The sequence below is a fragment of the Streptomyces sp. NPDC059900 genome (assembly GCF_050270335.1).
Lineage (GTDB): Bacteria > Actinomycetota > Actinomycetes > Streptomycetales > Streptomycetaceae > Streptomyces.
In genome coordinates this window covers 1-21705 of the sequence record NZ_JBNNJZ010000061.1, presented here as the reverse complement: position 1 = coordinate 21705, position 21705 = coordinate 1, and the positions used below count along the sequence as shown (strand labels likewise).

The window sequence follows — 21705 nt, the reverse complement described above, 5'->3', positions numbered from 1 at the left end:
CGTGGGGCGGGCGCATCTGGCGGCGTGCCCCGTTGCCGCGGGCCCTGAGTCGATTTATCGTCCCAGCACGATTCGCGTGCAAGATCACAAAATGTGAAGGGGCCGCGGCCATGGTGGCGAAGAAGACCGCCGTACATCATCCGGCGTCGGGCAGATCCACGGGCGCGGCCACGAAGAAGACGGCCGCCAAGAAGGCGGTGGCGAAGAAGACGGCAGCCAAGAAGGCCGTCGCCAAGAAGGCGGTCGCCAAGGTCGCCGGCATCGGCAAGAAGACGGCGGCCAGGGAGGGCGGGCACAAGGAGCCCTCCGCGGCGAAGAAGGCTCCCCCGGCGAAGAAGGCCCCCGCGGCCGAGAGCGCCCCCGCGGCCAAGAAGACAGCCGCCAAGAAGGCAGCCGCCAAGAAGAGCACGGCCAAGAAGAGTACGGCCAAGAAGACGGCTGCTGCAGCGGCCGAGGGTGCGGCTCAGGCCGCGGAGACGACAGGAGCCACGACAGTGGTTACGAAGAAGACTCCGGGCACGGCGACGGCAGCGAAGCAGCCGACGGCGGTGCCCAAGGCGCGTATCGCCGCCGCGGAGCCCGGTGAGCTCGCGGTCAGGCCCGGCGAGGACCCCTGGACCCCGGACGAGGTCGAGGAGGCCCGTGCGGAGCTCCAGAGCGAGGCGCTGCGGCTGGGGGCCGAGATCGCCTCCTCCGAGGACGCCCTGGCGGGCCTGATGCGGGACTCCGGGGGCGGCGCGGGCGACGACGAGGCGGACACCGGCACCAAGAACATCACGCGGGAACACGAGATGTCCCTCGCCGCCAACGCGCGCGAGATGCTCGACCAGACCGAGCGCGCCCTGGAGCGTCTCGACGCCGGGACGTACGGCATCTGCGAGAACTGCGGCAATCCGATCGGCAAGGCCCGGATGCAGGCCTTCCCCCGGGCAACCCTGTGCATGGACTGCAAGCAGAAGCAGGAACGGCGCTACTGAAAGGCGGCCTGACCACCTGAAGCCGTACGTGTGTGCCGTACCCTCGTCCCCAGTCAGGTACCTAGGTTGAGGGACTCACGTGGCAGAGGCGGAGCGCATCATCGGTACGCCGGACATCCCCGAGGCGGCTGGGCAGGACGAGGCCGGGGACGAGTCGGCCTCCAAGGACGGGCAGACCCCGGCCGGCGAGTCCGACGGGCAGGCCCTGTCCGGCGAGTCCGACGAGCAGGCATCGCCGGACGAGAAGCCCGGCAAGGGCAAGCGCAAGATCCTCGTCCTGTTCGCGGTGGCCGTCCTTGCGTACGCCCTGGACCTCGTCAGCAAGATGATCGTCGTCGCGAAGCTCGAACACCACGAGCCGATCGAGATCATCGGCGACTGGCTCCAGTTCAACGCCATCCGGAACGCGGGCGCCGCGTTCGGGATCGGCGAGGCCTTCACTGTGATCTTCACCTGCATCGCGGCGGCCGTGATCGTGGTGATCGCGCGCCTGGCCCGCAAGCTGTACAGCCTGCCCTGGGCGATCGCGCTCGGCATGCTGCTCGGCGGCGCCCTGGGCAACCTCACCGACCGGATCTTCCGTGCCCCCGGCGTGTTCGAGGGCGCGGTGGTCGACTTCATCGCGCCGAAGGGCTTCGCGGTGTTCAACCTCGCGGACTCGGCGATCGTGTGCGGCGGCTTCCTGATCGTGATCCTGTCGTTCCGCGGCCTCGACCCGGACGGGACCGTCCACAAGGACTGAGCAGGGCCCGAGCAGGGGCCGGGCAAGGGCGCAGCCGCCCGGCGGGGTCCGGGGCGGGGGCTCTCGTGGTGCGGGAGTGTCGGTGGCCTCCTGCATACTCAATGGGTGAGCACGATTCCCGAGATCCGTACCCTGCCCGTGCCGGACGGCCTGGAGGGCGAGCGCGTCGACGCCGCCATCTCCCGCATGTTCGGTTTTTCCCGCACGAAGGCCGCCGAGCTCGCGGCGGCAGGCAAGGTGATGGTCGACGGCAGTGTGGTCGGCAAGTCCGAGCGCGTGCACGGCGGCGCCTGGCTGGAAGTGGAGATGCCGCAGGCGCCCGCTCCGGTGCAGATCGTCGCCGAGCCCGTCGAGGGCATGGAGATCGTCCATGACGACGACGACATCGTCGTGATCGTCAAGCCGGTGGGCGTCGCCGCGCACCCGAGCCCCGGCTGGACCGGCACCACGGTGATCGGCGGCCTCGCCGCCGCCGGGTATCGCATCTCGACCTCCGGAGCCGCCGAGCGCCAGGGCATCGTGCACCGCCTCGACGTGGGCACGTCCGGTCTCATGGCCGTCGCCAAGTCGGAGCGCGCGTACACCTCGCTCAAGCGCCAGTTCAAGGAGCGCACGGTCGACAAGCGCTACAACGCGCTGGTGCAGGGCCACCCCGACCCGATGAGCGGCACGATCGACGCCCCCATCGGCCGCCACCCGCAGCACGACTACAAGTGGGCGGTCACGGCCGAGGGCAAGCCCTCCGTCACGCACTACGACCTCATCGAGGCCTTCCGCGCCGCCTCGCTGCTCGACATCAAGCTGGAGACGGGGCGCACGCACCAGATCCGCGTGCACATGGCGGCCCACCGGCACCCCTGCGTGGGCGACCTGACGTACGGCGCCGACCCCACCATCGCCAAGCGGCTCGGTCTCACGCGCCAGTGGCTGCACGCGGTGCGGCTCGGCTTTGAGCACCCCGGTGACGGGCAGTGGGTGGAGTTCGAGAGCACCTACCCGGACGACCTCCAGCAGGCGCTCGACCGGGTGCGGGCAGAGAGCTCATGAGCGCCGGGGGTCACCTGCCGGGTCGCGGTCGGGGCCGATGACCTTGAGGCCTGCTTCCGGGTCCGCAAGGAAGTCTTCGTCGTCGAGCAGCAAGTCCCAGAGGACCTGGAGTACGACGCGTACGACGCCGGGGCGGTGCACGTCCTGGCGATCCGCGACGACGGGCTTCCGCTGGGCGCGGGCCGTCTGCTCACCGGCGAGGCCGCCGCGGCGAAGAACGGCGGCGACCCGCAGGCGGGCGCGCTCGGCCGTCTCGCGGTGACCCGGGCCGCGCGCGGACTCGGCATCGGCGCCGCCCTGGTGGGGGCCATCGAGGACGCGGCACGCGCGCGTGGCCTGACCGCGGTCGACCTGCACGCCCAGACCCATGCCCTCGGCTTCTACGAACGGCTGGGGTACGTGGTCTACGGCCCCGAGTTCCAGGACGCCGGGATCGCGCACCGGGCGATGCGCAAGACGCTGGGCTGATACAGCGGAGCCACAGCAGCCACAGCAGCCACAGGAGACACAGGGCCGGCCGGGCGGGGTGCCGGAGGGGCATTGATCCCGTATGCGGTGAACGCGTGGCAGGGTTGAGGTCTTGATCGTCCGAGTCTCGAACCGCCGGAGGGCGCACCGTGGATCAGCTGGCGCTGCTGCTCATTCTGCTGCTCGGCGCCGTGGTGACGGTGCCGCTGGGCGAACGGCTCGGGCTGCCCGCGCCCATCCTCATGACGCTTGCCGGGATCGCCCTCGCCTTCGTGAGCTGGGTCCCGAACATCGAGCTGCCGCCCGACTACATCCTCCCGCTGGTCCTTCCGCCCCTGCTGTACGCGTCGGTCCAGCGCACCTCCTGGCGGCAGTTCGCGGCCAACAGACGCCCCATCTTCCTGCTCGCCGTGGCCCTCGTCTTCGTGACGACCGCGGCGGTCGCCGCGATGGCCAACTCCGTCGTTCCCGGCCTGCCCCTTGCCGCGGCCGTGGCGCTCGGCGCGCTAGTGGCGCCGCCCGACCCGGTCGCCGCGACGGCCGTCGCGGGGTCGCTCGGGCTGCCGCGGCGGCTCGTGTCGATCCTGGAGGGGGAGGGCCTCTTCAACGACGTCACGGCGATCGTGCTCTACCACGTGGCGATCGCGGCGGCCGTCAGCGGGACGTTCTCGTGGCCCTCCGCGGTCGGGCAGCTCGTGCTCTCCGGGGTGGTCGCCGTCGCCATAGGGATCGCGCTCGGCTGGCTCACCAACAAGCTCATGGGGCTGCTCGGCGAGGCCACCTTGCAGACCGGCCTGACGCTCCTTGTGCCCTTCGTGAGCTACGTCCTCGCCGAGGAGCTGATGGGCTCCGGCGTGCTCGCCGTACTGACCACCGCGCTCTATCTCGCCGAGAACGGCGCCGACGCCGACGACGTGCTCGGCCGGATCACCGGACAGACGTTCTGGCAGATCGTCGACACCCTGGTCACGGGCGTCGCCTTCGGGCTCATCGGGCTCGAACTGCACAACGTCTTCGGCACGGCGAACGGCCGTGAGCTGCAGATGATCGGCTGGGGCGGGGCGGTCGTCGCAGTCGTCGTCGGCGTACGGCTGATGTGGCTGCTGCCCGCCACCTGGCTCGCCAAGCGGCTGCACAAGCTGCGGGACTACGACGAGGACATCCCGACGACCTGGCGCGAGACGGTCGTCATGTGGTGGTCGGGGATGCGGGGCGTGGCGTCGGTCGCCCTCGCCCTCGCCATTCCGCTCAAGACGGAGAACGGCGATCCCTTCCCGGCCCGTGACGAGATCATCTTCATCGCCTTCTGCGTCATCATGGCGACCCTCGTCGTCCAGGGGCTGACCCTGCCCTGGCTGGTCAGGAAGCTCGGGGTGCGGGCCGACACCGACGCCGAGCGGGCCATCGAGCGCGAGCTCGCCATCAGGGCGGCCAAGGCGGCCAAGCGGCGCCTGAAGGAGATCGAAGAGGTCGAGGAACTGCCCGAGGACCTCTCGGAGCGGCTGCTGCGCGGGGCCTTCGACATCGGGGCCAGGATCAGCCCCGACATCGTGGACGACGAGCGGCGCGAGCGGTACTCCAAGCGCGCCACGCGTCTCAAGGCGGTCCAGCGCATCCAGCGCGACATGATGTCGGCCGCCCGCCACGAGATCCTCGCCGCGCGCAGCGAACCCGGCGCCGATCCGGAGATCGTCGACCGGGTCCTGCACCATCTCGACGTACGCAGCCTGCGGTCCTGACGCGGCTGCGAGGGTTCAGCCGCGGCCCGTGCGCGGCACGATCGGCGGCGGCGGATGCGGATGGTCGTCCTCCGGCGGCAGTTCGGCCCAGGCGGTGTTGACCCGCGGCAGCGCGTACGCGTGCCGCTCGGTCAGCCAGCGGATCAGATGCTCGCGGACGGTGACCCGCACCGTCCAGATGTCGTCCGCGTCCTTGGCGGTCACCAGAGCGCGGACCTGGATCGTGTTCGGCGTCGTGTCCGTGACCGCCAGGCCCCAGTCCCTGCCGTCCCAGGCGGCGCACTCGCGCAGGATGTCCTGGAGCTTCTCGCGCATCTCGATGACGGGCGCGGTGTGGTCCAGATGGAAGAAGACCGTGCCGGTCATCTGGGCGCCGCCGCGCGACCAGTTCTCGAAGGGCTGGGACACGAAGTACGACACCGGCATCGTGATCCGGCGCTCGTCCCAGGTCCGCACGGCGAGGAAGGTCAGTGTGATCTCGTCCACGGTGCCCCACTCGCCGTCCACGACGACCGTGTCGCCGATCCGCACCATGTCGCCGAAGGCGATCTGAAGCCCCGCGAAGAGATTGGACAGCGTGGACTGGGCGGCGACACCGGCGACGATGCCGAGCACACCGGCCGAGGCGAGCAGTGAGGTCCCGGCGGCCTGCATGGCCGGGAAGGTGAGCAGCATCGCTCCGACGGCCACCACGCCGACGATCGCGGTCACCACCCGCTGGATGAGGGTGACCTGCGTACGCACCCGGCGCACACGGGCCGGATCGCGGTGGGCGCCCGCGTAGCGCGCGTACGTGGACTCGACGATGGCCGTCGCGATGCGGACCAGGAGCCAGGCCACGGACCCGATGAGCACCAGGGTCAGGGTCTGCGCGATCCCCGCGGAATGATCCTTGGCGATTTTCGCCTGTTCGAAAGAGCCGCGCAGCAGGGCGGCGCACATGACAAGTTGGAGGGGGAGCCGGCAGCGGCGCAGCAGACCCCACAGTGGGTTGTCGGGGTGGCGGTCATCGGCACGGCGCAGCAGCACATCGGCCAGCCAGACGACGGCCAGCGTGATCACGACCGAGCCGCCGACCACGATCAACGGACGCAGTACGTTCTCCATGCCCCCGAGGGTAAGTGGCACGATGGCCCCATGAACATCATGCTTTTCCACTCGACGTACGGGCTGCGGCCCGCGGTGCACGCGGCGGCCGACCGGCTGCGCGCCGAGGGGCACGAGGTGTGGACGCCCGATCTGTTCGAAGGCCGCACCTTCGCCACCGTCGAGGAAGGCATGGCCTTCAAGGACGAGCTCGGCAAGGACGAGCTCCTCAAGCGGGCGATTCTGGCCTCCGCGCCCTACTCCGAGCGGGGTCTGGTCTACGCGGGCTTCTCGTTCGGCGCGGCGACCGCGCAGACCCTGGCGCTCGGCGACGACAAGGCCCGCGGCCTGCTGCTCCTGCACGGCACGTCGGACATCGCGGAGAGCGCGACGGCGGACGAGCTGCCGGTACAGCTGCATGTCGCCGAGCCCGACCCGTTCGAGACGGACGACTGGCTGAGCGCGTGGTACCTCCAGATGGGCCGCGCCGGAGCCGACGTCGAGGTCTACCGCTATGCGGGCGCGGGCCACATCTACACCGACCCCGACCTGGACGACTACGACGCCGAGGCGGCGGAGGCGACGTGGCGGACCGCGATCGGCTTCCTGGAGACGCTGTAGCCGCGGGCCCCGCGCCTCACGCGCGCGTGCAGCGTCCCACCGGGGCGCTGGCGGGCGGTTTGCACATCACGCCGAAGTCGGCGCCGCTGGTGCTGAGGTAGCGCCCGGCGCAGTCTTTGTCGGTGGTCCTGCCGCGCTCGGCGCAGAACCGCAGCGCGGCCCGGCCGTCCTCGAAGGGCCCGGGAGCGTAGATCACCCAGAAGCCGGGGCGCAGCGAGGCGTAGTCGTCGCTGCGCAGATACCGCGCCTCCGGCACGTCCTCGCGCACGGCCGCGAGCCTTCGGTCGCGGTCGTCCGTGCCGGAGCCGACGGGCTCGGAGAAGAGCTGGGCGATCCAGCTGCCCGACGCGGGCGGGGCGCCGGGGGAGGACTCCGGGCTTCCGGGCTTCTCGGCGGGTTTCGGCGAGGCCTTGGGCGTGCCTTCGGGCGTGGCCTTGTCGGAGGCGCTCGCGCCGCCGCCCTTGCCCTGCGCCCTGTCCTCCGTCCCCGAGCCGTGCCGCAGCGTGAGCACGAGCGCGGCACCGGCGACCACGGCGAGCGCCACGGCGGCCGCCGCGACGATCACGGACTTACGTCTTCGGGGCGCGGCGGGCGGCGGCGTCCCCACTGCGGCGGGCGGCGGCGTCCCCACCGCGGCGGGCGGCGGTGCCTCCACCGTGGCGGGCGGCCGCTGCGAAGTCTCCGTCGGCTGCCAGGCGATGCCGTTCGCCACCGCGGCGAGCATCGCGTCCAGGCGTCCGGCGTCCGGGCGCAGCGCCGGGTCGCGCACCAGGAGGGCGGTCAGGACCGGGGCGAGCGGCCCCGAGCGCACCGGCGCGGGCACCGGCTCGTCGAGGACGGCGGCGAGCGTGGCCAGCGTCGTGGCGCGGCGCAGCGGGCTGACGCCCTCCACGGCGACGTAGAGGACGATGCCCAGTGACCAGAGGTCGGCAGGCGGGCCCTGGTCCGTGCCGCGGATGCGCTCGGGCGCGATGTATTCGGGGGAGCCGATCAGATCGCCGGTCTCGGTGAGCTGCGTGGAGCCGAGCAGCGAGGCGATGCCGAAGTCGGTGAGGACCACGGAGGCGCCCGCGCCGCCCGGCACTTCGTCGCGCAGCAGTACGTTCGCCGGCTTCACGTCGCGGTGCCAGATGCCCGCCGCGTGGGCGACGCGCAGTGCCGAGAGCAGCTCGCGGCCGATGCGCGCGGCCTCGTGCGGCGCCAGCGTGCCCTGCTCCAGGAGGTCCTGGAGCGTGCGCCCCGGCAGCAGCTCCATCACGAGCCAGGGGTGCGGGCCCGTGTCCACGATGTGATGGATCGTCACGACATGCGGGTGGTTGAGGCGGGCCAGTGCCCTGGCTTCGCGAAGCACCCGTTCCCGCAGGACGCGCGACTGCTCGTCCGTCAGCTCGTGCCGTGCGGGCCGCACCTCTTTGACGGCCACCTCGCGGTGCAGCACGGTGTCGCGTGCCCGCCACACCGTGCCCATGCCTCCGCTGCCGAGCCGCTCGAGGAGCTCGAAGCGACCGTCCACCACATCCCCCGGGTCACTCATGGCACAAGAGTAGAGGGCGCCACCGGAGGCGGGTGACCCGGTCAGCGCACCGGTGAGTACGCCCGCTCGACCTTCTGGGTGCCGCTCAGGGTGCGGTACGAACGGGCCCACCTGGACGTCGCCCGGGGGTCCTTGCGGTCGGACAGGACGTAGTAGTCCATCTGCGAGCGCTCGGCGGTGACGTCGAGGACGCCGTAGCCGTGCGAGTCCATGTCCAGCCACTTCACATGGCGGTTGGCCGCCTTCACCGCGCCCACCGCGACCAGCGAGAGGGTGTGCGGGGCGACGTGCAGGATGTCGTCCACATTGTCCGAGGTCACGGACGTGACCACGAACTCCGTCGCCGCGGAGGGCGATCCGGGGTACGTGGCGGCCCGTACCGGCACGTCGTTCGCCCAGGCCATGTGGATGTCGCCGGTGAGGAAGACCGTGTTCCGGACGGCCTTGTCGACCAGGTGCGAGATGAGCTCCTTGCGGTCGTCGGTGTAGCCGTCCCACTGGTCGGCGTTGATGGCCAGGCCCTCCTTGGGCAGGCCGAGCAACTCCGCGATGGGTTCGAGCAGATGGGCCGGTACGGAGCCGAACGCGACCGGCGAGATCATCACCGAGGTGCCGACCAGCTTCCAGGAGGCGTCGGACGCGGCGAGCCCCGTCTTCAGCCAGTCCAGCTGGGCGCGGCCCGTGATCGTACGGTCCGGGTCGTCCACGTCACCGCTGCCGAAGCCCGCCTGCTCGGAGCGGAAGGAGCGCAGGTCGAGCAGGTGCAGATCGGCCAGCTTGCCGAAGCGCAGCCGGCGGTAGACGGTCCCTTCGGTGGACGGGCGTACGGGCATCCACTCGAAGTACGCCTGCTTGGCGGCCGCCATGCGCTGCGCCCAGCCGCCCTCGGTGTCGGGGGAGTGGTTCACCGCGCCGCCCGACCAGGTGTTGTCGGCGAACTCGTGGTCGTCCCAGATCGCGATCAGGGGGTGCACGGCGTGCATGGCCTGCGCGTCCGGGTCGGTCTTGTGGACGCCGTGCCGGATGCGGTAGTCGGCCAGGCTGACGATCTCGTGCCGCGGCTCGTGCTGCCGTACTCCGTACTCGGCGGCCGGGTACTCGCCGCTCTGGTACTCGTAGATGTAGTCGCCGATGTGCAGCACCGCGTCGAGCTCGGTGCGGGCGGCGAGATGGCGGTAGGCGGAGAAGTAGCCGGCCTCCCAGTTGGCGCAGGACACCACGCCGAAGCGGACGCCGGGGGCCGATGCCTCGTGGGCGGGGGTGGTGCGGGTGCGGCCCACGGGGGACTGCGCGTCCCCCGCGGAGAAGCGGAAGTAATAGGCGGTGGCAGGGCTCAGGCCCCTTACGTCGGCCTTGACCGTGTGGTCGGCCGCGACCCGCGCGGTCGTGCTGCCGCGGCCGACGACCCGGGTGAAGCCCTTGTCCTCGGCGATCTCCCAGCTCACCGTCACGTCCGGCCCCTTGCCGGACCCCGGCGTGGCCTCCGGCACCGGCGTCACGCGGGTCCACAGCAGGACGCCGTCGGGCAGCGGGTCGCCCGAAGCGACCCCGTGGTGGAACGCGGGCCCTTCGGCGGCATGGGCGAGAGGGACCCCGGCGAGCGGGGCGAGGGCCGCGGTGGCGGCAGCGGCCTTGACGACCGTACGGCGGCGCGGGGCCGGGAGGTTGAGCGATCTGGAGGCGCTGTTTCGACTGGTCACGGGCGATCACCTTACTGATCGGTAATCGCCAAGAGCGGGCGAACGGTGAAACGTTCGCCCGCTCTTCGGTGAAGTGCGTCAGGCCTTGAGTGCCTCGTCGACGGCCTTCTTGTAGTCCTCGACCGTCGAGGGGGCGTTCTTCTTGTCGGGGCCGGTCAGCTTCTTGCCGTCCATGACGAAGGAGGGGGTGCCCTCCACGCCGTCCTTGTTGTCGTCGAACTTCTTCGACATCTCAAGGGCCCAGCGGTCGTACGTGCCGTTCTTGACGTCCTTCGCGAAGGTCTTGCTCTTCTTGAGCTCGGGGACCTGGTCCGCGATCTTGGTCAGGTAGGAGTCGTCCTTGAACTTGTCGGTCGTCTCCTCGGGGTGGTTCTCCTTGGAGAACAACGCCTTCTTGTAGTCGAGGAACGCCTGGTCGCTCACGTTCAGGGCGGCACCAAGGGCGCTGAGCGCGTTCTTGGAGCCCTCGCCGGTGAGGTTGCGGTCCAGGAAGCTGGCCCCGATGAACTGGATCTTGTACTTGCCGTCCTTCAGGTCCTTCTCGACCGTCGGGCCGACCGTCTGCTCGAAGCTGGCGCAGACCGGGCAGCGCGGGTCCTCGTAGACCTTGAGGGTCTTCTTGGCGCTGTCCTTGCCGAGGACGACGGTCGTGCCCTGCGTGCCCTCGGAGTTCGCCGGCTTGACGAGCTTCTCGTCGGCGGCGGCCTCCCAGTGGCCGGGCTTGTTGGCCTGCATGACGGCGTAGCCGATGCCGCCCGCGATCGCCAGGACCGCGACGACGGAGACGCCGACGATCATCGACCGCTTCCGCTTCTGCCGCTTGCGCTCGGCTTCCTGCTGGGCGCGGATCCGCTCGCGAGCCGCCGACTTGGCCGCCTGACTGTTGCGCTTGCTCATGATGATGTTCTCCGTAGGAATGAAGTGCGTGGGGACGGTGGTGCTCAGGCGAAGGCGGCCGAGCACGGCGGTCCACGCCGTCCCACGAAGTGCACGAGAAGCCGGGTCCGCGCGGCCCGGACCCGGCGGGCGGGGCGCGGGGCGCGGCGGACGGGCCGCGGGCGGCTGCTCACCGCGGCGACCGCGACGAGCAGCGGCCGGAAGGTGGAGGCCGCCACCGCGCGCAGCAGCTGGGCCAGCGCGCGCTCGCCGCGGCGCAGCCAGAACGCCGCGAGCAGGCCGACCCCGATGTGCGCGCCGAGCAGCAGCCAGGCGGCGCCCGGCTCGGCGTCGGCGAGCAGCACGGCGGCGCGGTGTCCGTCGCCGCCGGTCACCCGGGCCAGCGGGGTGCCGACGCTGCCGCCGCCGCACAGCACGTCGAAGCCGACGGAGCGCAGCGGACCCGCGACGGGCCCGCCCGCCTGGCCGTAACAGACGTGCTGGCCCGTGGTGAACACCGTGTCGGCGGCCAGCTCCAGCGGGATGAGCAGGGCGGCGATGCGGCCGTAATCGCGCTCGCGCCCCGCCAGTGCGTACGCGATGACGAAGACCGCGGCGGCGATCACGGCGACGGTCGTCAGCGGCAGCGGGGCGCGCGAGAGCAGCACGTGCGACGCGGCGGAGAGCGTCACGACGAGCGTCGTGAAGAGCGCCGCGCGCACGGCTCTGAGCTGGGTCCCGGATATGTCCATCGCGCAGCCGAGTGTGCCATGAGCTCCCGTAAGGCAGCCCTAAAGGGTGCCTATGAGTTACATGGCCCCGGCTTCATGCCTACAGACCCGGGATCCGGCCGTTGCGGAAGAGGTCGACGAAGATCTGGTGGTCCCTGCGGGCCCGTGCGCCGTACTCATGGGCGAAGTCCACGAGCAGGTCTGCGAAGCCCTCCTCGTCGGCGGCGATGGCGGCGTCGATGGCGCGCTCCGTGGAGAACGGCACCAGGTCCGAGTGGCCGCTCTCGTCGTCCGCGGCGGAGTGCATCGTGGCGGTGGCGCGGCCCAGGTCGGCGATGACCGCGGCGATCTCGTCCCAGTCGTCGATGTCCGACCAGTCCAGGTCCACCGCGTACGGAGAGACCTCGGCGACCAGCTGTCCGGCGCCGTCCAGCTCGGTCCAGCCCAGCCACGGGTCGGCGTGCGCCTGGAGCGCGCGCTGCGAGATGACCGTGCGGTGGCCCTCGTGCCGGAAGTAGTCACGGGCGGCCCCGTCGGTGATGTGCCGCGAGACGGCCGGGGTCTGGGCCTGCTTGAGGTAGATCACGACGTCGTTCTCCAGGGCGTCGCTGTTGCCCTCGAGGAGGATGTTGTACGACGGCAGGCCCGCGGAGCCGATGCCGATGCCGCGGCGTCCGACGACGTCCTTGACCCGGTACGAGTCGGGGCGGGTCAGCGAGGACTCGGGCAGCGTCTCCAGATAGCCGTCGAAGGCGGCGAGCACCTTGTAGCGCGTGGCCGCGTCGAGCTCGATGGAGCCGCCGCCGGGCGCGAAGCGGCGCTCGAAGTCGCGGATCTCCGTCATGGACTCCAGGAGCCCGAAGCGGGTCAGCGAGCGCGCGTCGCGCAGCGCGTCCAGGAGCGGGCCCTGGGCGGTGTCCAGGGTGAAGGGCGGCACCTCGTCGCTCTTGGCGCCGGTTGCCAGGTCGTGGATCCGCTCGCGGTACGCCGCGGCGTATATCCGGACCAGGTCGGTGATCTGCTCGTCGCTGAGCGCCTTCGTGTACCCGATCAGGGCCACGGAGGCGGCGAAGCGCTTCAGGTCCCAGGTGAAGGGGCCGACGTACGCCTCGTCGAAGTCGTTCACGTTGAAGATCAGGCGGCCCTGGGCGTCCATGTACGTGCCGAAGTTCTCCGCGTGCAGATCGCCGTGGATCCACACCCGGCCCGTGCGCTCGTCCAGGTACGGACCGCCGTGCTGCTCGCGCTCCAGGTCCCCGTAGAAGAGGCAGGCCGTGCCGCGGTAGAACGCGAAGGCGGAGGCGGCCATCTTCCGGAACTTCACGCGGAACGCGGCCGGGTCCGCGGCCAGCAGCTCGCCGAACGCGGTGTCGAAGACGGAGAGGATCTGCTCGCCGCGCTGCTCAGCGGTGGGCTGCGGGTCCGACATCGCGGGGTGCCTCCTGGTACAGGGTCGTGCTTGACCTGTGGGACGGGTGTTCCGAACATTTGGGACAGGTGTTCCGACCTGTCCAACGCACGACGGTACCCCCGAGTGCCCGTCGGTTGTCAGCGCTCCGGATTAGACTTCCACGCTGTCCCCCCAGACTGCCCGCAGCCTGATGCCGATAGTTTCCCGGAGGCCTCCCGCCGTGACCAAGCCGCCCTTTACGCACCTCCACGTCCACACCCAGTACTCGCTGCTGGACGGTGCCGCGCGGCTCAAGGACATGTTCAACGCCTGTAATGAGATGGGCATGACGCACGTCGCCATGTCCGACCACGGCAACCTCCACGGGGCGTACGACTTCTTCCACTCCGCGCAGAAGGCGGGCGTCACGCCGATCATCGGCATCGAGGCGTATGTGGCCCCGGAGTCCCGCCGCAACAAGCGGAAGATCAAGTGGGGCCAGCCGCACCAGAAGCGGGACGACGTGTCCGGTTCGGGTGGTTACACCCACAAGACGATCTGGGCGGCGAACAGCACGGGCCTGCACAACCTCTTCCGGCTCTCCTCGGACGCGTATGCCGAGGGCTGGCTCCAGAAGTGGCCGCGCATGGACAAGGAGACGATCTCCCAGTGGTCGGAGGGCCTGATCGCCTCCACCGGCTGCCCCTCCGGAGAGCTCCAGACCCGGCTGCGCCTCGGCCAGTTCGACGAGGCGGTCAAGGCCGCCGCCGAATACCAGGACATCTTCGGCAAGGACCGGTACTTCCTGGAGCTGATGGACCACGGCATCGACATCGAGCGCCGGGTCCGCGACGACCTGCTCCGGGTCGGCAAGAAGCTCGGCATCCCGCCGCTGGTGACGAACGACTCGCACTACACGTACGCCCATGAGTCCGTCGCGCACGACGCCCTGCTGTGCATCCAGACCGGCAAGAACCTCTCGGACCCGGACCGCTTCCGCTTCGACGGCACCGGCTATTACCTCAAGTCCACGGACGAGATGTACGCCATCGACTCCTCGGACGCCTGGCAGGAGGGCTGCCGCAACACGCTCCTGGTGGCCGAGCAGATCGACACCACCGGGATGTTCGAGAAGCGCGACCTGATGCCCAAGTTCGAGATCCCGGACGGCTTCACCGAGGTCACCTGGTTCCAGGAGGAGGTCCGGGTCGGCATGGGCCGCCGCTACCCGGAAGGTGTCCCCGAGGACCGGCAGAAGCAGGCCGAGTACGAGATGGACATCATCATCCAGATGGGGTTCCCGGGGTACTTCCTGGTGGTCGCCGACTTCATCATGTGGGCCAAGAACAACGGCATCGCGGTCGGCCCCGGCCGAGGCTCCGCGGCCGGTTCGATCGTCGCGTACGCCATGGGCATCACCGACCTCGACCCCATCACGCACGGCCTGATCTTCGAGCGGTTCCTGAACCCCGAGCGCGTGTCCATGCCCGATGTCGACATCGACTTCGACGAGCGCAGGCGCGTCGAAGTGATCAGGTACGTGACCGAGAAGTACGGCGCCGACAAGGTCGCCATGATCGGCACGTACGGAAAGATCAAGGCGAAGAACGCCATCAAGGACTCCGCGCGCGTGCTCGGATATCCGTACGCGATGGGCGACCGCCTCACCAAGGCCATGCCCGCCGACGTCCTGGGCAAGGGCATCGACCTCTCCGGCATCACCGACACCAAGCACCCGCGCTACAGCGAGGCGGGCGAGATCCGGGGGATGTACGAGAACGAACCGGACGTGAAGAAGGTCATCGACACCGCCAAGGGCGTCGAGGGCCTGGTCCGGCAGATGGGCGTGCACGCGGCCGGCGTGATCATGTCCAGCGAGCCGATCGTGGACCACGCGCCGATCTGGGTGCGGCACACGGACGGCGTGACGATCACGCAGTGGGACTACCCCCAGTGCGAGTCGCTCGGCCTGCTCAAGATGGACTTCCTGGGCCTGCGCAACCTCACCATCATGGACGACGCCGTCAAGATGGTGCGCAACGACAAGGGCATCGACCTGGAGATGCTCTCGCTCCCGCTCGACGACCCCAAGACCTTCGAACTGCTCTGCCGCGGTGACACGCTGGGCGTCTTCCAGTTCGACGGCGGGCCGATGCGTTCGCTGCTCCGCCAGATGCAGCCCGACAACTTCGAGGACATTTCCGCCGTCTCGGCCCTGTACCGGCCGGGCCCGATGGGCATGAACTCGCACATCAACTACGCGGAGCGCAAGAACGGCCGCCAGGAGATCACGCCGATCCACCCGGAGCTCGAAGAGCCCCTGAAGGAGACGCTCGGCCTGACCTACGGCCTGATCGTGTACCAGGAGCAGGTGCAGAAGGCCGCGCAGATCATCGCCGGCTACTCGCTGGGCGAAGCCGACATCCTGCGCCGCGTGATGGGCAAGAAGAAGCCCGAGGAGCTGGAGAAGAACTTCGTCCTCTTCCAGGCGGGCGCCCGGAAGAACGGCTACTCGGACGCCGCGATCCAGGCCCTGTGGGACGTCCTGGTCCCCTTCGCCGGATACGCGTTCAACAAGGCGCACTCCTCCGCGTACGGCCTCGTCACGTACTGGACCGCCTACCTCAAGGCGAACTACCCCGCCGAGTACATGGCCGCCCTGCTCACCTCGGTGAAGGACGACAAGGACAAGTCGGCCGTCTATCTCAACGAATGCCGGCGCATGGGCATCAAGGTCCTGCCGCCGAACGTGAACGAGTCCGTGCACAACTTCGCCGCCCAGGGCGACGACGTGATCCTCTTCGGCCTCGAAGCCGTCCGTAACGTCGGCACGAACGTCGTCGAGTCGATCGTCCGCTCCCGCAAGGCCAAGGGGAAGTTCGCCTCCTTCCCCGACTACCTCGACAAGGTCGAGGCCGCCGCCTGCAACAAGCGGACCACGGAGTCGCTGATCAAGGCGGGCGCCTTCGACACCATGGGGCACACCCGCAAGGGCCTGACCGCGCAGTACGAGCCGATGATCGACAACGTCGTGGCGGTCAAGCGCAAGGAAGCGGAAGGGCAGTTCGACCTCTTCGGAGGGATGGGCGACGAGGGCGGCGGCGACGAGCCGGGCTTCGGCCTCGACGTGGAGTTCTCCACCGACGAGTGGGAGAAGACGTATCTCCTCGCCCAGGAGCGGGAGATGCTCGGTCTGTACGTCTCCGACCACCCGCTCTTCGGCCTGGAACACGTCCTGTCCGACAAGGCCGACGCGGGCATCGGCCAGCTCACCGGCGGTGACTACTCGGACGGCTCGATCGTCACCATCGGCGGCATCATCTCCGGCCTCCAGCGCAAGATGACCAAGCAGGGCAACGCCTGGGCGATCGCGACCGTCGAGGACCTCGCGGGCTCCATCGAGTGCATGTTCTTCCCGGCGACCTACCAGCTGGTGTCGACGCAACTCGTCGAGGACGCCGTGGTGTTCGTCAAGGGCCGCCTGGACAAGCGCGAGGACGTGCCGCGGCTCGTCGCCATGGAGATGCAGGTCCCCGACCTGTCGAACGCGGGCACCAACGCGCCCGTCCTGATCACCATCCCGACGGTGCGGGTGACCCCGCCGATGGTCAGCCGCCTCGGTGAGATTCTCAGCCACCACCGGGGCAACAGCGAGGTGCGGATCAAGCTCCAGGGGGCGCAGAAGACGACCGTGCTGCGGCTCGACCGTCACCGCGTGCAACCGGACGCGGCCCTCTTCGGCGATCTGAAGGTGCTGCTCGGAGCGTCCTGTCTGGCCGGGTAGGCCCGGAACCGTATGAAGGGGCGCACCCGGAAATCCGGGTGCGCCCCTTCACGCATATACGCCTGTGCGCCCGTCAGTTGTGACCGAAGCGTCGCTGGTGCTTGCGGGCGACCTCCGCCGGGCTGCCCTGCGACTGAACCGCGGACTGCACCCGCTGCTCGGCCTGCTCCGCGGACGACTTGGCCTGCTCCTGCGCCTGCTCCGCGGCCGACGCGCGGTTCTGCTCGCCGCCCTGCTTGCGGTTCTTGTTCTTGGCCATAGTGATCTTCCTCCTGAAGGAAATCTGGGGGCCAGGACGCGACCAGATTCACATATGGCGACAAGCTGCGCATTTCAGAGAATTACCGTGCGTAATAAGCCCTGTCGGGGCCCTGCCGAAGAGTGAAGTCGCGATACGCCACGCCGAAGATCGAGTTCCGGCCGTTAACCTCCGCAGGGTCGGGCAGACTCGAAGGAAACCCGAACCATTGCTTCCAGGGAATCTCCAGGGAAAGAGGGTGGATCGCGTGGACCGCTGCATCGTCCTGGTGGACGCCGGGTATCTGCTGGGTGCCGCCGCGAGTCTCCTCGCGGGCGAGCCGTCGCGGTCCCGGATCACCGTCGATCACACCGCCCTGATCCAGGGCATCCGCGAGCGCGCGGAATCCGACACCGAGCGCCCTCTGCTCCGGATCTACTGGTTCGACGGCGCCCCCGACCGGGTGCCCCAGCCCGAGCACCGCAGGCTGCGGGTCATGCCCCGCGTGACGGTCCGGCTCGGCGCCCTGACCCGCAGCGACGGACGGTGGGCCCAGAAGGGCGTGGACGCCGCCATGCACGCCGAGCTGACGGAGCTGGCCCGCAACCGCGCCTGCTCGGACATCGTGCTCGTCACCGGCGACGGGGACCTGCTGCCCGGCATGATGGCCGCCAAGGAGCACGGCGTCGCCGTCCACCTGTGGGCCGTGCAGGCCGCCGACGGCGACTACAACCAGTCCGAGGACCTCGTGGCCGAGGCCGACGAGCGCCGCGTCCTCGACCGGGCCTGGATCACCAAGGCCGTACGCCCCAAGGAACTCACCGGCGTCTGCGCGCCCTCGCCCGTCCCTCGCCCCGAGATCGCCGCGATCCTCTCCGCGCCCCTGCCGGAGTCCGCGCTCGCGGCCAGCGCCCAGCGGGCCGCCGACGAGGCAGCGGGGATGCACCCCAACCAGCACGCCCCACACGACCAACACCCCCAGCACGCCGAAGCCGGCACGAACGGCGACGGCGCGGCCGCCCACCACATCCCGCCCGGCAAAGGCGTGCCCACCCCCAAGGACCTGGCCGCCCTGCGCGGCCCCGGCACACCGGCCGCCCAGCACCCCCCGAACGCCACACTGCGCTGGTCCTCCGACAAGGGCTGGGTCGAGCGCCCCGGCGGCGCCGCCGAGAGCCCCGAGGCCGCCGCCCTGCCGACGCTCGCCCAGCTGACGACGGCCGAGCAGCGCTGGGCCGACCGCGAGGAGGACATCACCACCGTCGGCGGTGACCCCTTCGAGGTCGGGCAGGTGTTCGCGCGCCGCTGGATGGCCCGCCTGCCCGAACAGCACAACCTCCAGAAGCTCTCGACGATGTACCCGCGCATCCCGCACCGCGTCGACGGCGAGCTCCTGCGCTACGCGGCCCGCTTCGGACTGCTCGCCCACAAGGACGACCAGATCGACGAACACGACCGGTACGCGATCAGGGCGGGCTTCTGGCGCGAGATCGACGTCCACACGGCGGTCGAGCACGCGCCGGTGGGCGATCGCTCCGGCGAGTGACCGCGCCTGCACGCCAACGGGTGACGTAAGACCACCGCAGATGACTGATACGGGGCGTACGGGGCGCCCCGGGCGCCGGACCGGCCGCCGGACCCCGTACCCTCGTCCTTCGTGAGTACGCGCTCGGCACAGGGAGTCCGACAGGGGCTCCGACAGGGTCACGGCAGTGATGCCGTCTGCGCGGTGCGCGACCTCGTCAAGACATATCCGGCCGCCCGCGGCAGGCGCGGCACGCCCGCGACGCCCGAGGTGCGCGCCACCGACGGCATCAGCCTGGAGGTCAGGCGCGGCGAGATCTTCGGCCTGCTCGGACCCAACGGCGCCGGCAAGTCCACCCTCGTACGCCAGCTGACCGGCCTGATGCGGCCCGACAGCGGGAGCGTCGAGATCCTCGGGCACGACATCCTGCGCCACCCCGAGCGGGCCGCGCGGATCCTCGCGTATCTGGGGCAGGAGTCCACCGCGCTCGACGAGCTGACCGTCTCGCTCGCCGTCGAGACGACCGCGCGCCTGCGCGGCCTCGACGTGCGCGCGGCGCGGGCCGAGCGGGACGACGTACTCGAAGAGCTGGCGCTCACCCCGCTCGCCTCGCGGCCCCTGAAGAAGCTCTCCGGCGGCCAGCGCAGACTCGCCTGCTTCGCCACCGCCCTGGTGGGGGAGCGGCCGCTGCTCGTCCTCGACGAGCCGACGACCGGCATGGACCCGATCGCGCGGCGCGCCGTCTGGGGCGCCGTCGACCGGCGCAGGGCCGAGCGCGGCACGACGGTCCTTCTCGTCACGCACAACGTCATCGAGGCCGAGACGGTCATGGACCGCGTCGCCGTGCTCGACCACGGCAAGGTCATCGCCTGCGACAGCCCCGTGGGGCTGAAGGAGCAGGTGGCGGGCGAAGTGCGGGTGGAGCTCGTGTGGCGGGAGCGGGCACCGCTCGACGTCCCCGAGGTCGCCGCGCTGCGCTCCTCCGCGGTCGAGTCCGGGCGGCGGTGGTCCCTGCGGCTCGCCCCGGACGAGGCGCGGGCCGCCGTGGCGGCGGTCACCGGCGGCGAGGCCTTCGCCGCCCTGGACGACTTCACACTGGCCACACCGAGCCTGGAGGACGTGTATCTCGCACTGGGCGGCAACGGAGAAGGGCTGGTGAAGGCATGACCTTCGCCGGGCCGGCGAACAGCAGCAGGCGGACGAACAGCAACAGCAGGAGGGTCGTTCGGTGAGTGCCGTTCCCCTGGAAGCCGCGGTGCGGGCCGACGACCGCGAGCGGCAGGTCGAAGCCGCCGCGCCCCTGGGACCCCGTGCGCGGCTCTTTCCCGCGCTCGCGGCCGTCTACCGGGCGCAGCTGTCCCGGGCGCGGGTCGCGCGGATTCCGCTGCTCTTCGTGGCGACCTTCCAGTCCGTCGGGATCATGATCCTGATGCGGGGCGTGGTCGACGGGGGCGGCGAGGCGCGCGCCGTCGTCGCCGGTTCCTCGGTCCTCGTCGTGGCGTTCGTCGCGCTCAACCTGCTGGCCCAGTACTTCGGGCAGCTGCGGGCCGACGGCGGCCTCGACCACTACGCCACGCTGCCCGTGCCGCCCGCCGCCGTGGTCCTCGGCGCCGCGGCCGCCTATGCCTCGTTCACCGTGCCGGGCACCGTCGTCACCGCGGTCGTCGGATGCGGCCTCTTCGGGCTTCCGCTGGGGCACCTGTGGGTGCTCGCCGCGGTGATCCCGCTGGCCGGTGCCGCGCTCGCCGGGCTCGGCGCCGCCCTCGGGCTGCTCGCGCCGCGGCCCGAACTCGCCACCCTCCTCGGCCAGCTGGGCATGTCGGCGGCGCTGCTGCTCGGCGTGCTCCCGGCCGAGCGGATGCCGGGCGTCCTGCAGTACGCGCGTGACCTGCTGCCCTCGACGTACGGGGTCGAGGCGTTCGCCCGTACGTTTGGGCCGCATCCGGACTGGGCGGCCGTCGCCCTGGATCTCGCGGTGTGCGCGGGGGTCGGCGTCGCCTCGCTCGCGATCGCCACCTGGGCGTACCGCCGCGCGGCCGTACGGTGACGCGACCCCGCCTGTGCGGTGAAGCGGTAATCAGGTAGTACTGGCACCATGTGTGGGTGACTGCACCGCTGACGCCCTCCCAGCCGCCCCACGGCCGTCCCCCGCACGAAACCTGGCAGCAGACTGCCCAGCCGTCCGGAGCCGTTCCCTCTCCGGCGGACGAGGAGGACGGTCCCGGCATGAAGACCGAAGTGCGGCAGGCCGTAGTGATCATGGTCGCGGTCGCTGTCTGCGGCGTCCTGCTCGGCCTGCTGTGGTTGTGGCTCGCGCCGCGGGTCCCGCTGGTGGCCGACGACAAGGCGGTGTACCTCAAGGACACCGAGGGGGAGCAGGCGATCGGGGTCGACGGAACGTTCGCGCTGCTCGCGCTCGTCTTCGGCGCGGTGACCGGCGCCGTGGTGTTCCTGCTGCGCAAGCGGGGCGGGATCCCGCTGGTCCTCGGCCTCACGGCAGGAGGGCTCCTCGGGGCCGTGCTCGCCTGGCGCCTGGGCGTCTTCCTCGGGCCCGAGACGGATGTCGCCGCCCATGCCAAGGCCGTGGGCGAGGGCGTCGCGTTCGACGCTCCCCTGGAGCTCAAGGCGAAGGGCGCGCTCCTCGCCTGGCCCGTGGCCGCGCTCCTCGTGCACCTGGGCCTGACCGGGCTCTTCGGGCCGCGTGACCCCGAGCCCTACCCCCTGCCTTACGGAGATTCCGCGCCCTACGGCGGCGGTGCTCCGTACGGGGACGCCGCGCCCTACGGGGAGCCCGGCCGGGCCGACGGCCGTTCGGACTCCGCCGGGGCGTGAGAACGCCCCGGACGCAGGCCGGTGCCGTACCGCGGTCAGGCGGGGCGCTTGCCGTGGTTGGCCTTGCCCTTGCGCACCCGCCACTTCCTCTTGCGCGTCTTCTTCGACATGAGGGTGGTACTAGTCGAGCCGGAGGACCCCGTCGAGGGTCTATTCACGCCCGATCGGTGCCAGCACCGCGGCCGTGAGGCGGGCCAGGTCGCCGGGTGCCAGCTCCACCTCCAGGCCCCTGCGGCCCGCCGACACGCAGATCGTGGCGTGCGAGGACGCCGAGTCGTCCAGGACGGTCCGCAGCTTCTTGCGCTGGCCGAGGGGTGAGATGCCGCCCCGTACATAGCCCGTGGTGCGTTCGGCCGCGGCCGGGTCCGCCATCACCGCGCGCTTGCCGGAGACCGCCGTGGCCAGGGCCTTGAGA

General features: G+C 70.7%; 19 protein-coding genes and 1 pseudogene. 11 read left to right on the top strand and 9 right to left on the bottom strand.

The window, feature by feature from the left end:
• Positions 1-110 precede the first annotated feature (110 nt).
• The 5 genes and pseudogenes from ACQKIP_RS12310 (at position 111) to ACQKIP_RS12290 (ending at position 4973) form a co-directional block, all read left to right on the top strand.
• Positions 111-977, top strand: coding sequence for a TraR/DksA family transcriptional regulator (locus ACQKIP_RS12310; RefSeq protein WP_365852825.1), 867 nt, complete (start codon positions 111-113; stop codon positions 975-977).
• Positions 978-1056: 79 nt separating this feature from the next.
• The gene (lspA, locus tag ACQKIP_RS12305; RefSeq protein WP_365852827.1) at positions 1057-1719 is read left to right on the top strand and encodes a signal peptidase II; all 663 of its coding nucleotides are present in this window, start codon (positions 1057-1059) and stop codon (positions 1717-1719) included.
• 105 nt (positions 1720-1824) lie between these two features.
• Positions 1825-2766 (top strand): RluA family pseudouridine synthase, encoded by a 942-nt coding sequence (locus tag ACQKIP_RS12300; RefSeq protein ID WP_365852829.1) that lies wholly within the window; start codon positions 1825-1827, stop codon positions 2764-2766.
• A 24-nt stretch (positions 2767-2790) separates the two neighbouring features.
• Positions 2791-3234, top strand: a pseudogene (locus tag ACQKIP_RS12295) (GNAT family N-acetyltransferase); the annotation flags it as partial.
• Between the two features lie 149 nt (positions 3235-3383).
• On the top strand, positions 3384-4973 hold the full coding sequence (locus tag ACQKIP_RS12290) for a Na+/H+ antiporter (protein WP_365852831.1): 1590 nt from the start codon (positions 3384-3386) through the stop codon (positions 4971-4973).
• Positions 4974-4988: 15 nt separating this feature from the next.
• On the opposite strand, the gene ACQKIP_RS12285 is transcribed toward ACQKIP_RS12290, so the two are convergent.
• Positions 4989-6080 (bottom strand): mechanosensitive ion channel family protein, encoded by a 1092-nt coding sequence (locus ACQKIP_RS12285; protein WP_365852833.1) that lies wholly within the window; start codon positions 6078-6080, stop codon positions 4989-4991.
• A 30-nt stretch (positions 6081-6110) separates the two neighbouring features.
• On the opposite strand from ACQKIP_RS12285, the gene ACQKIP_RS12280 reads away from it, so the two are divergent.
• Positions 6111-6680 (top strand): dienelactone hydrolase family protein, encoded by a 570-nt coding sequence (locus ACQKIP_RS12280; protein ID WP_365852835.1) that lies wholly within the window; start codon positions 6111-6113, stop codon positions 6678-6680.
• Between the two features lie 16 nt (positions 6681-6696).
• On the opposite strand, the gene ACQKIP_RS12275 is transcribed toward ACQKIP_RS12280, so the two are convergent.
• The 5 genes from ACQKIP_RS12275 to ACQKIP_RS12255 all read right to left on the bottom strand — a co-directional run bounded on the left by ACQKIP_RS12275 (position 6697) and on the right by ACQKIP_RS12255 (position 12950).
• Entirely contained in the window at positions 6697-8214 is a 1518-nt protein-coding gene (locus ACQKIP_RS12275; protein WP_365852837.1) for a serine/threonine-protein kinase, read from the bottom strand.
• Positions 8215-8255: 41 nt separating this feature from the next.
• Positions 8256-9914 carry an alkaline phosphatase D family protein gene (locus ACQKIP_RS12270; RefSeq protein WP_365852839.1) on the bottom strand — a complete coding sequence of 553 codons (1659 nt, stop codon included), beginning with the start codon at positions 9912-9914 and terminating at the stop codon, positions 8256-8258.
• A 78-nt stretch (positions 9915-9992) separates the two neighbouring features.
• On the bottom strand, positions 9993-10811 hold the full coding sequence (locus ACQKIP_RS12265; protein WP_365852841.1) for a thioredoxin domain-containing protein: 819 nt from the start codon (positions 10809-10811) through the stop codon (positions 9993-9995).
• A gap of 44 nt (positions 10812-10855) precedes the next feature.
• A complete protein-coding gene (locus ACQKIP_RS12260; RefSeq protein WP_365852843.1) occupies positions 10856-11542 on the bottom strand; it encodes a hypothetical protein in 687 nt (228 codons plus the stop codon).
• Positions 11543-11621: 79 nt separating this feature from the next.
• Positions 11622-12950, bottom strand: coding sequence for a DUF2252 domain-containing protein (locus tag ACQKIP_RS12255; protein ID WP_365852845.1), 1329 nt, complete (start codon positions 12948-12950; stop codon positions 11622-11624).
• 202 nt (positions 12951-13152) lie between these two features.
• Here ACQKIP_RS12255 and dnaE point away from each other — a divergent pair, with 202 nt between their 5' ends.
• The gene (gene dnaE, locus ACQKIP_RS12250) at positions 13153-16695 is read left to right on the top strand and encodes a DNA polymerase III subunit alpha (protein WP_365852847.1); all 3543 of its coding nucleotides are present in this window, start codon (positions 13153-13155) and stop codon (positions 16693-16695) included.
• 73 nt (positions 16696-16768) lie between these two features.
• Here the strand turns inward: dnaE and ACQKIP_RS12245 are convergent, their stop codons facing one another.
• The gene (locus ACQKIP_RS12245; RefSeq protein ID WP_361188766.1) at positions 16769-16954 is read right to left on the bottom strand and encodes a hypothetical protein; all 186 of its coding nucleotides are present in this window, start codon (positions 16952-16954) and stop codon (positions 16769-16771) included.
• Between the two features lie 247 nt (positions 16955-17201).
• Between ACQKIP_RS12245 and ACQKIP_RS12240 the strand changes: the two genes are divergently transcribed.
• The 4 genes from ACQKIP_RS12240 to ACQKIP_RS12225 all read left to right on the top strand — a co-directional run bounded on the left by ACQKIP_RS12240 (position 17202) and on the right by ACQKIP_RS12225 (position 21290).
• Positions 17202-18479 (top strand): NYN domain-containing protein, encoded by a 1278-nt coding sequence (locus tag ACQKIP_RS12240; protein WP_365852849.1) that lies wholly within the window; start codon positions 17202-17204, stop codon positions 18477-18479.
• A gap of 111 nt (positions 18480-18590) precedes the next feature.
• Positions 18591-19625 carry an ABC transporter ATP-binding protein gene (locus tag ACQKIP_RS12235; RefSeq protein ID WP_427742940.1) on the top strand — a complete coding sequence of 345 codons (1035 nt, stop codon included), beginning with the start codon at positions 18591-18593 and terminating at the stop codon, positions 19623-19625.
• A gap of 61 nt (positions 19626-19686) precedes the next feature.
• Positions 19687-20505, top strand: coding sequence for an ABC transporter permease (locus ACQKIP_RS12230; protein ID WP_427742938.1), 819 nt, complete (start codon positions 19687-19689; stop codon positions 20503-20505).
• 56 nt (positions 20506-20561) lie between these two features.
• The gene (locus ACQKIP_RS12225) at positions 20562-21290 is read left to right on the top strand and encodes a DUF2567 domain-containing protein (protein WP_365852851.1); all 729 of its coding nucleotides are present in this window, start codon (positions 20562-20564) and stop codon (positions 21288-21290) included.
• A gap of 35 nt (positions 21291-21325) precedes the next feature.
• Here ACQKIP_RS12225 and ACQKIP_RS12220 read toward each other — a convergent pair whose 3' ends face one another.
• Complete coding sequence (locus tag ACQKIP_RS12220; protein ID WP_365852853.1) at positions 21326-21448, bottom strand: hypothetical protein; 123 nt, start codon at positions 21446-21448, stop codon at positions 21326-21328.
• The coding region (locus ACQKIP_RS12215) for a YbaK/EbsC family protein (RefSeq protein WP_427742935.1) at positions 21441-21705 on the bottom strand (265 nt) is incomplete at its 5' end. The genes ACQKIP_RS12215 and ACQKIP_RS12220, both read right to left, overlap by 8 nt.

What these genes read in the sequence shown, in the direction of transcription:
- ACQKIP_RS12280 (WP_365852835.1), top strand. Translation starts at nt 6,111, where the DNA reads ATGAACATCATGCTTTTCCACTCGACGTACGGGCTGCGGCCCGCGGTG.
- ACQKIP_RS12265 (WP_365852841.1), bottom strand. Translation starts at nt 10,811, where the DNA reads ATGAGCAAGCGCAACAGTCAGGCGGCCAAGTCGGCGGCTCGCGAGCGG.
- ACQKIP_RS12310 (WP_365852825.1), top strand. Translation starts at nt 111, where the DNA reads ATGGTGGCGAAGAAGACCGCCGTACATCATCCGGCGTCGGGCAGATCC.
- ACQKIP_RS12285 (WP_365852833.1), bottom strand. Translation starts at nt 6,080, where the DNA reads ATGGAGAACGTACTGCGTCCGTTGATCGTGGTCGGCGGCTCGGTCGTG.
- ACQKIP_RS12275 (WP_365852837.1), bottom strand. Translation starts at nt 8,214, where the DNA reads ATGAGTGACCCGGGGGATGTGGTGGACGGTCGCTTCGAGCTCCTCGAG.
- ACQKIP_RS12245 (WP_361188766.1), bottom strand. Translation starts at nt 16,954, where the DNA reads ATGGCCAAGAACAAGAACCGCAAGCAGGGCGGCGAGCAGAACCGCGCG.
- ACQKIP_RS12260 (WP_365852843.1), bottom strand. Translation starts at nt 11,542, where the DNA reads ATGGACATATCCGGGACCCAGCTCAGAGCCGTGCGCGCGGCGCTCTTC.
- ACQKIP_RS12255 (WP_365852845.1), bottom strand. Translation starts at nt 12,950, where the DNA reads ATGTCGGACCCGCAGCCCACCGCTGAGCAGCGCGGCGAGCAGATCCTC.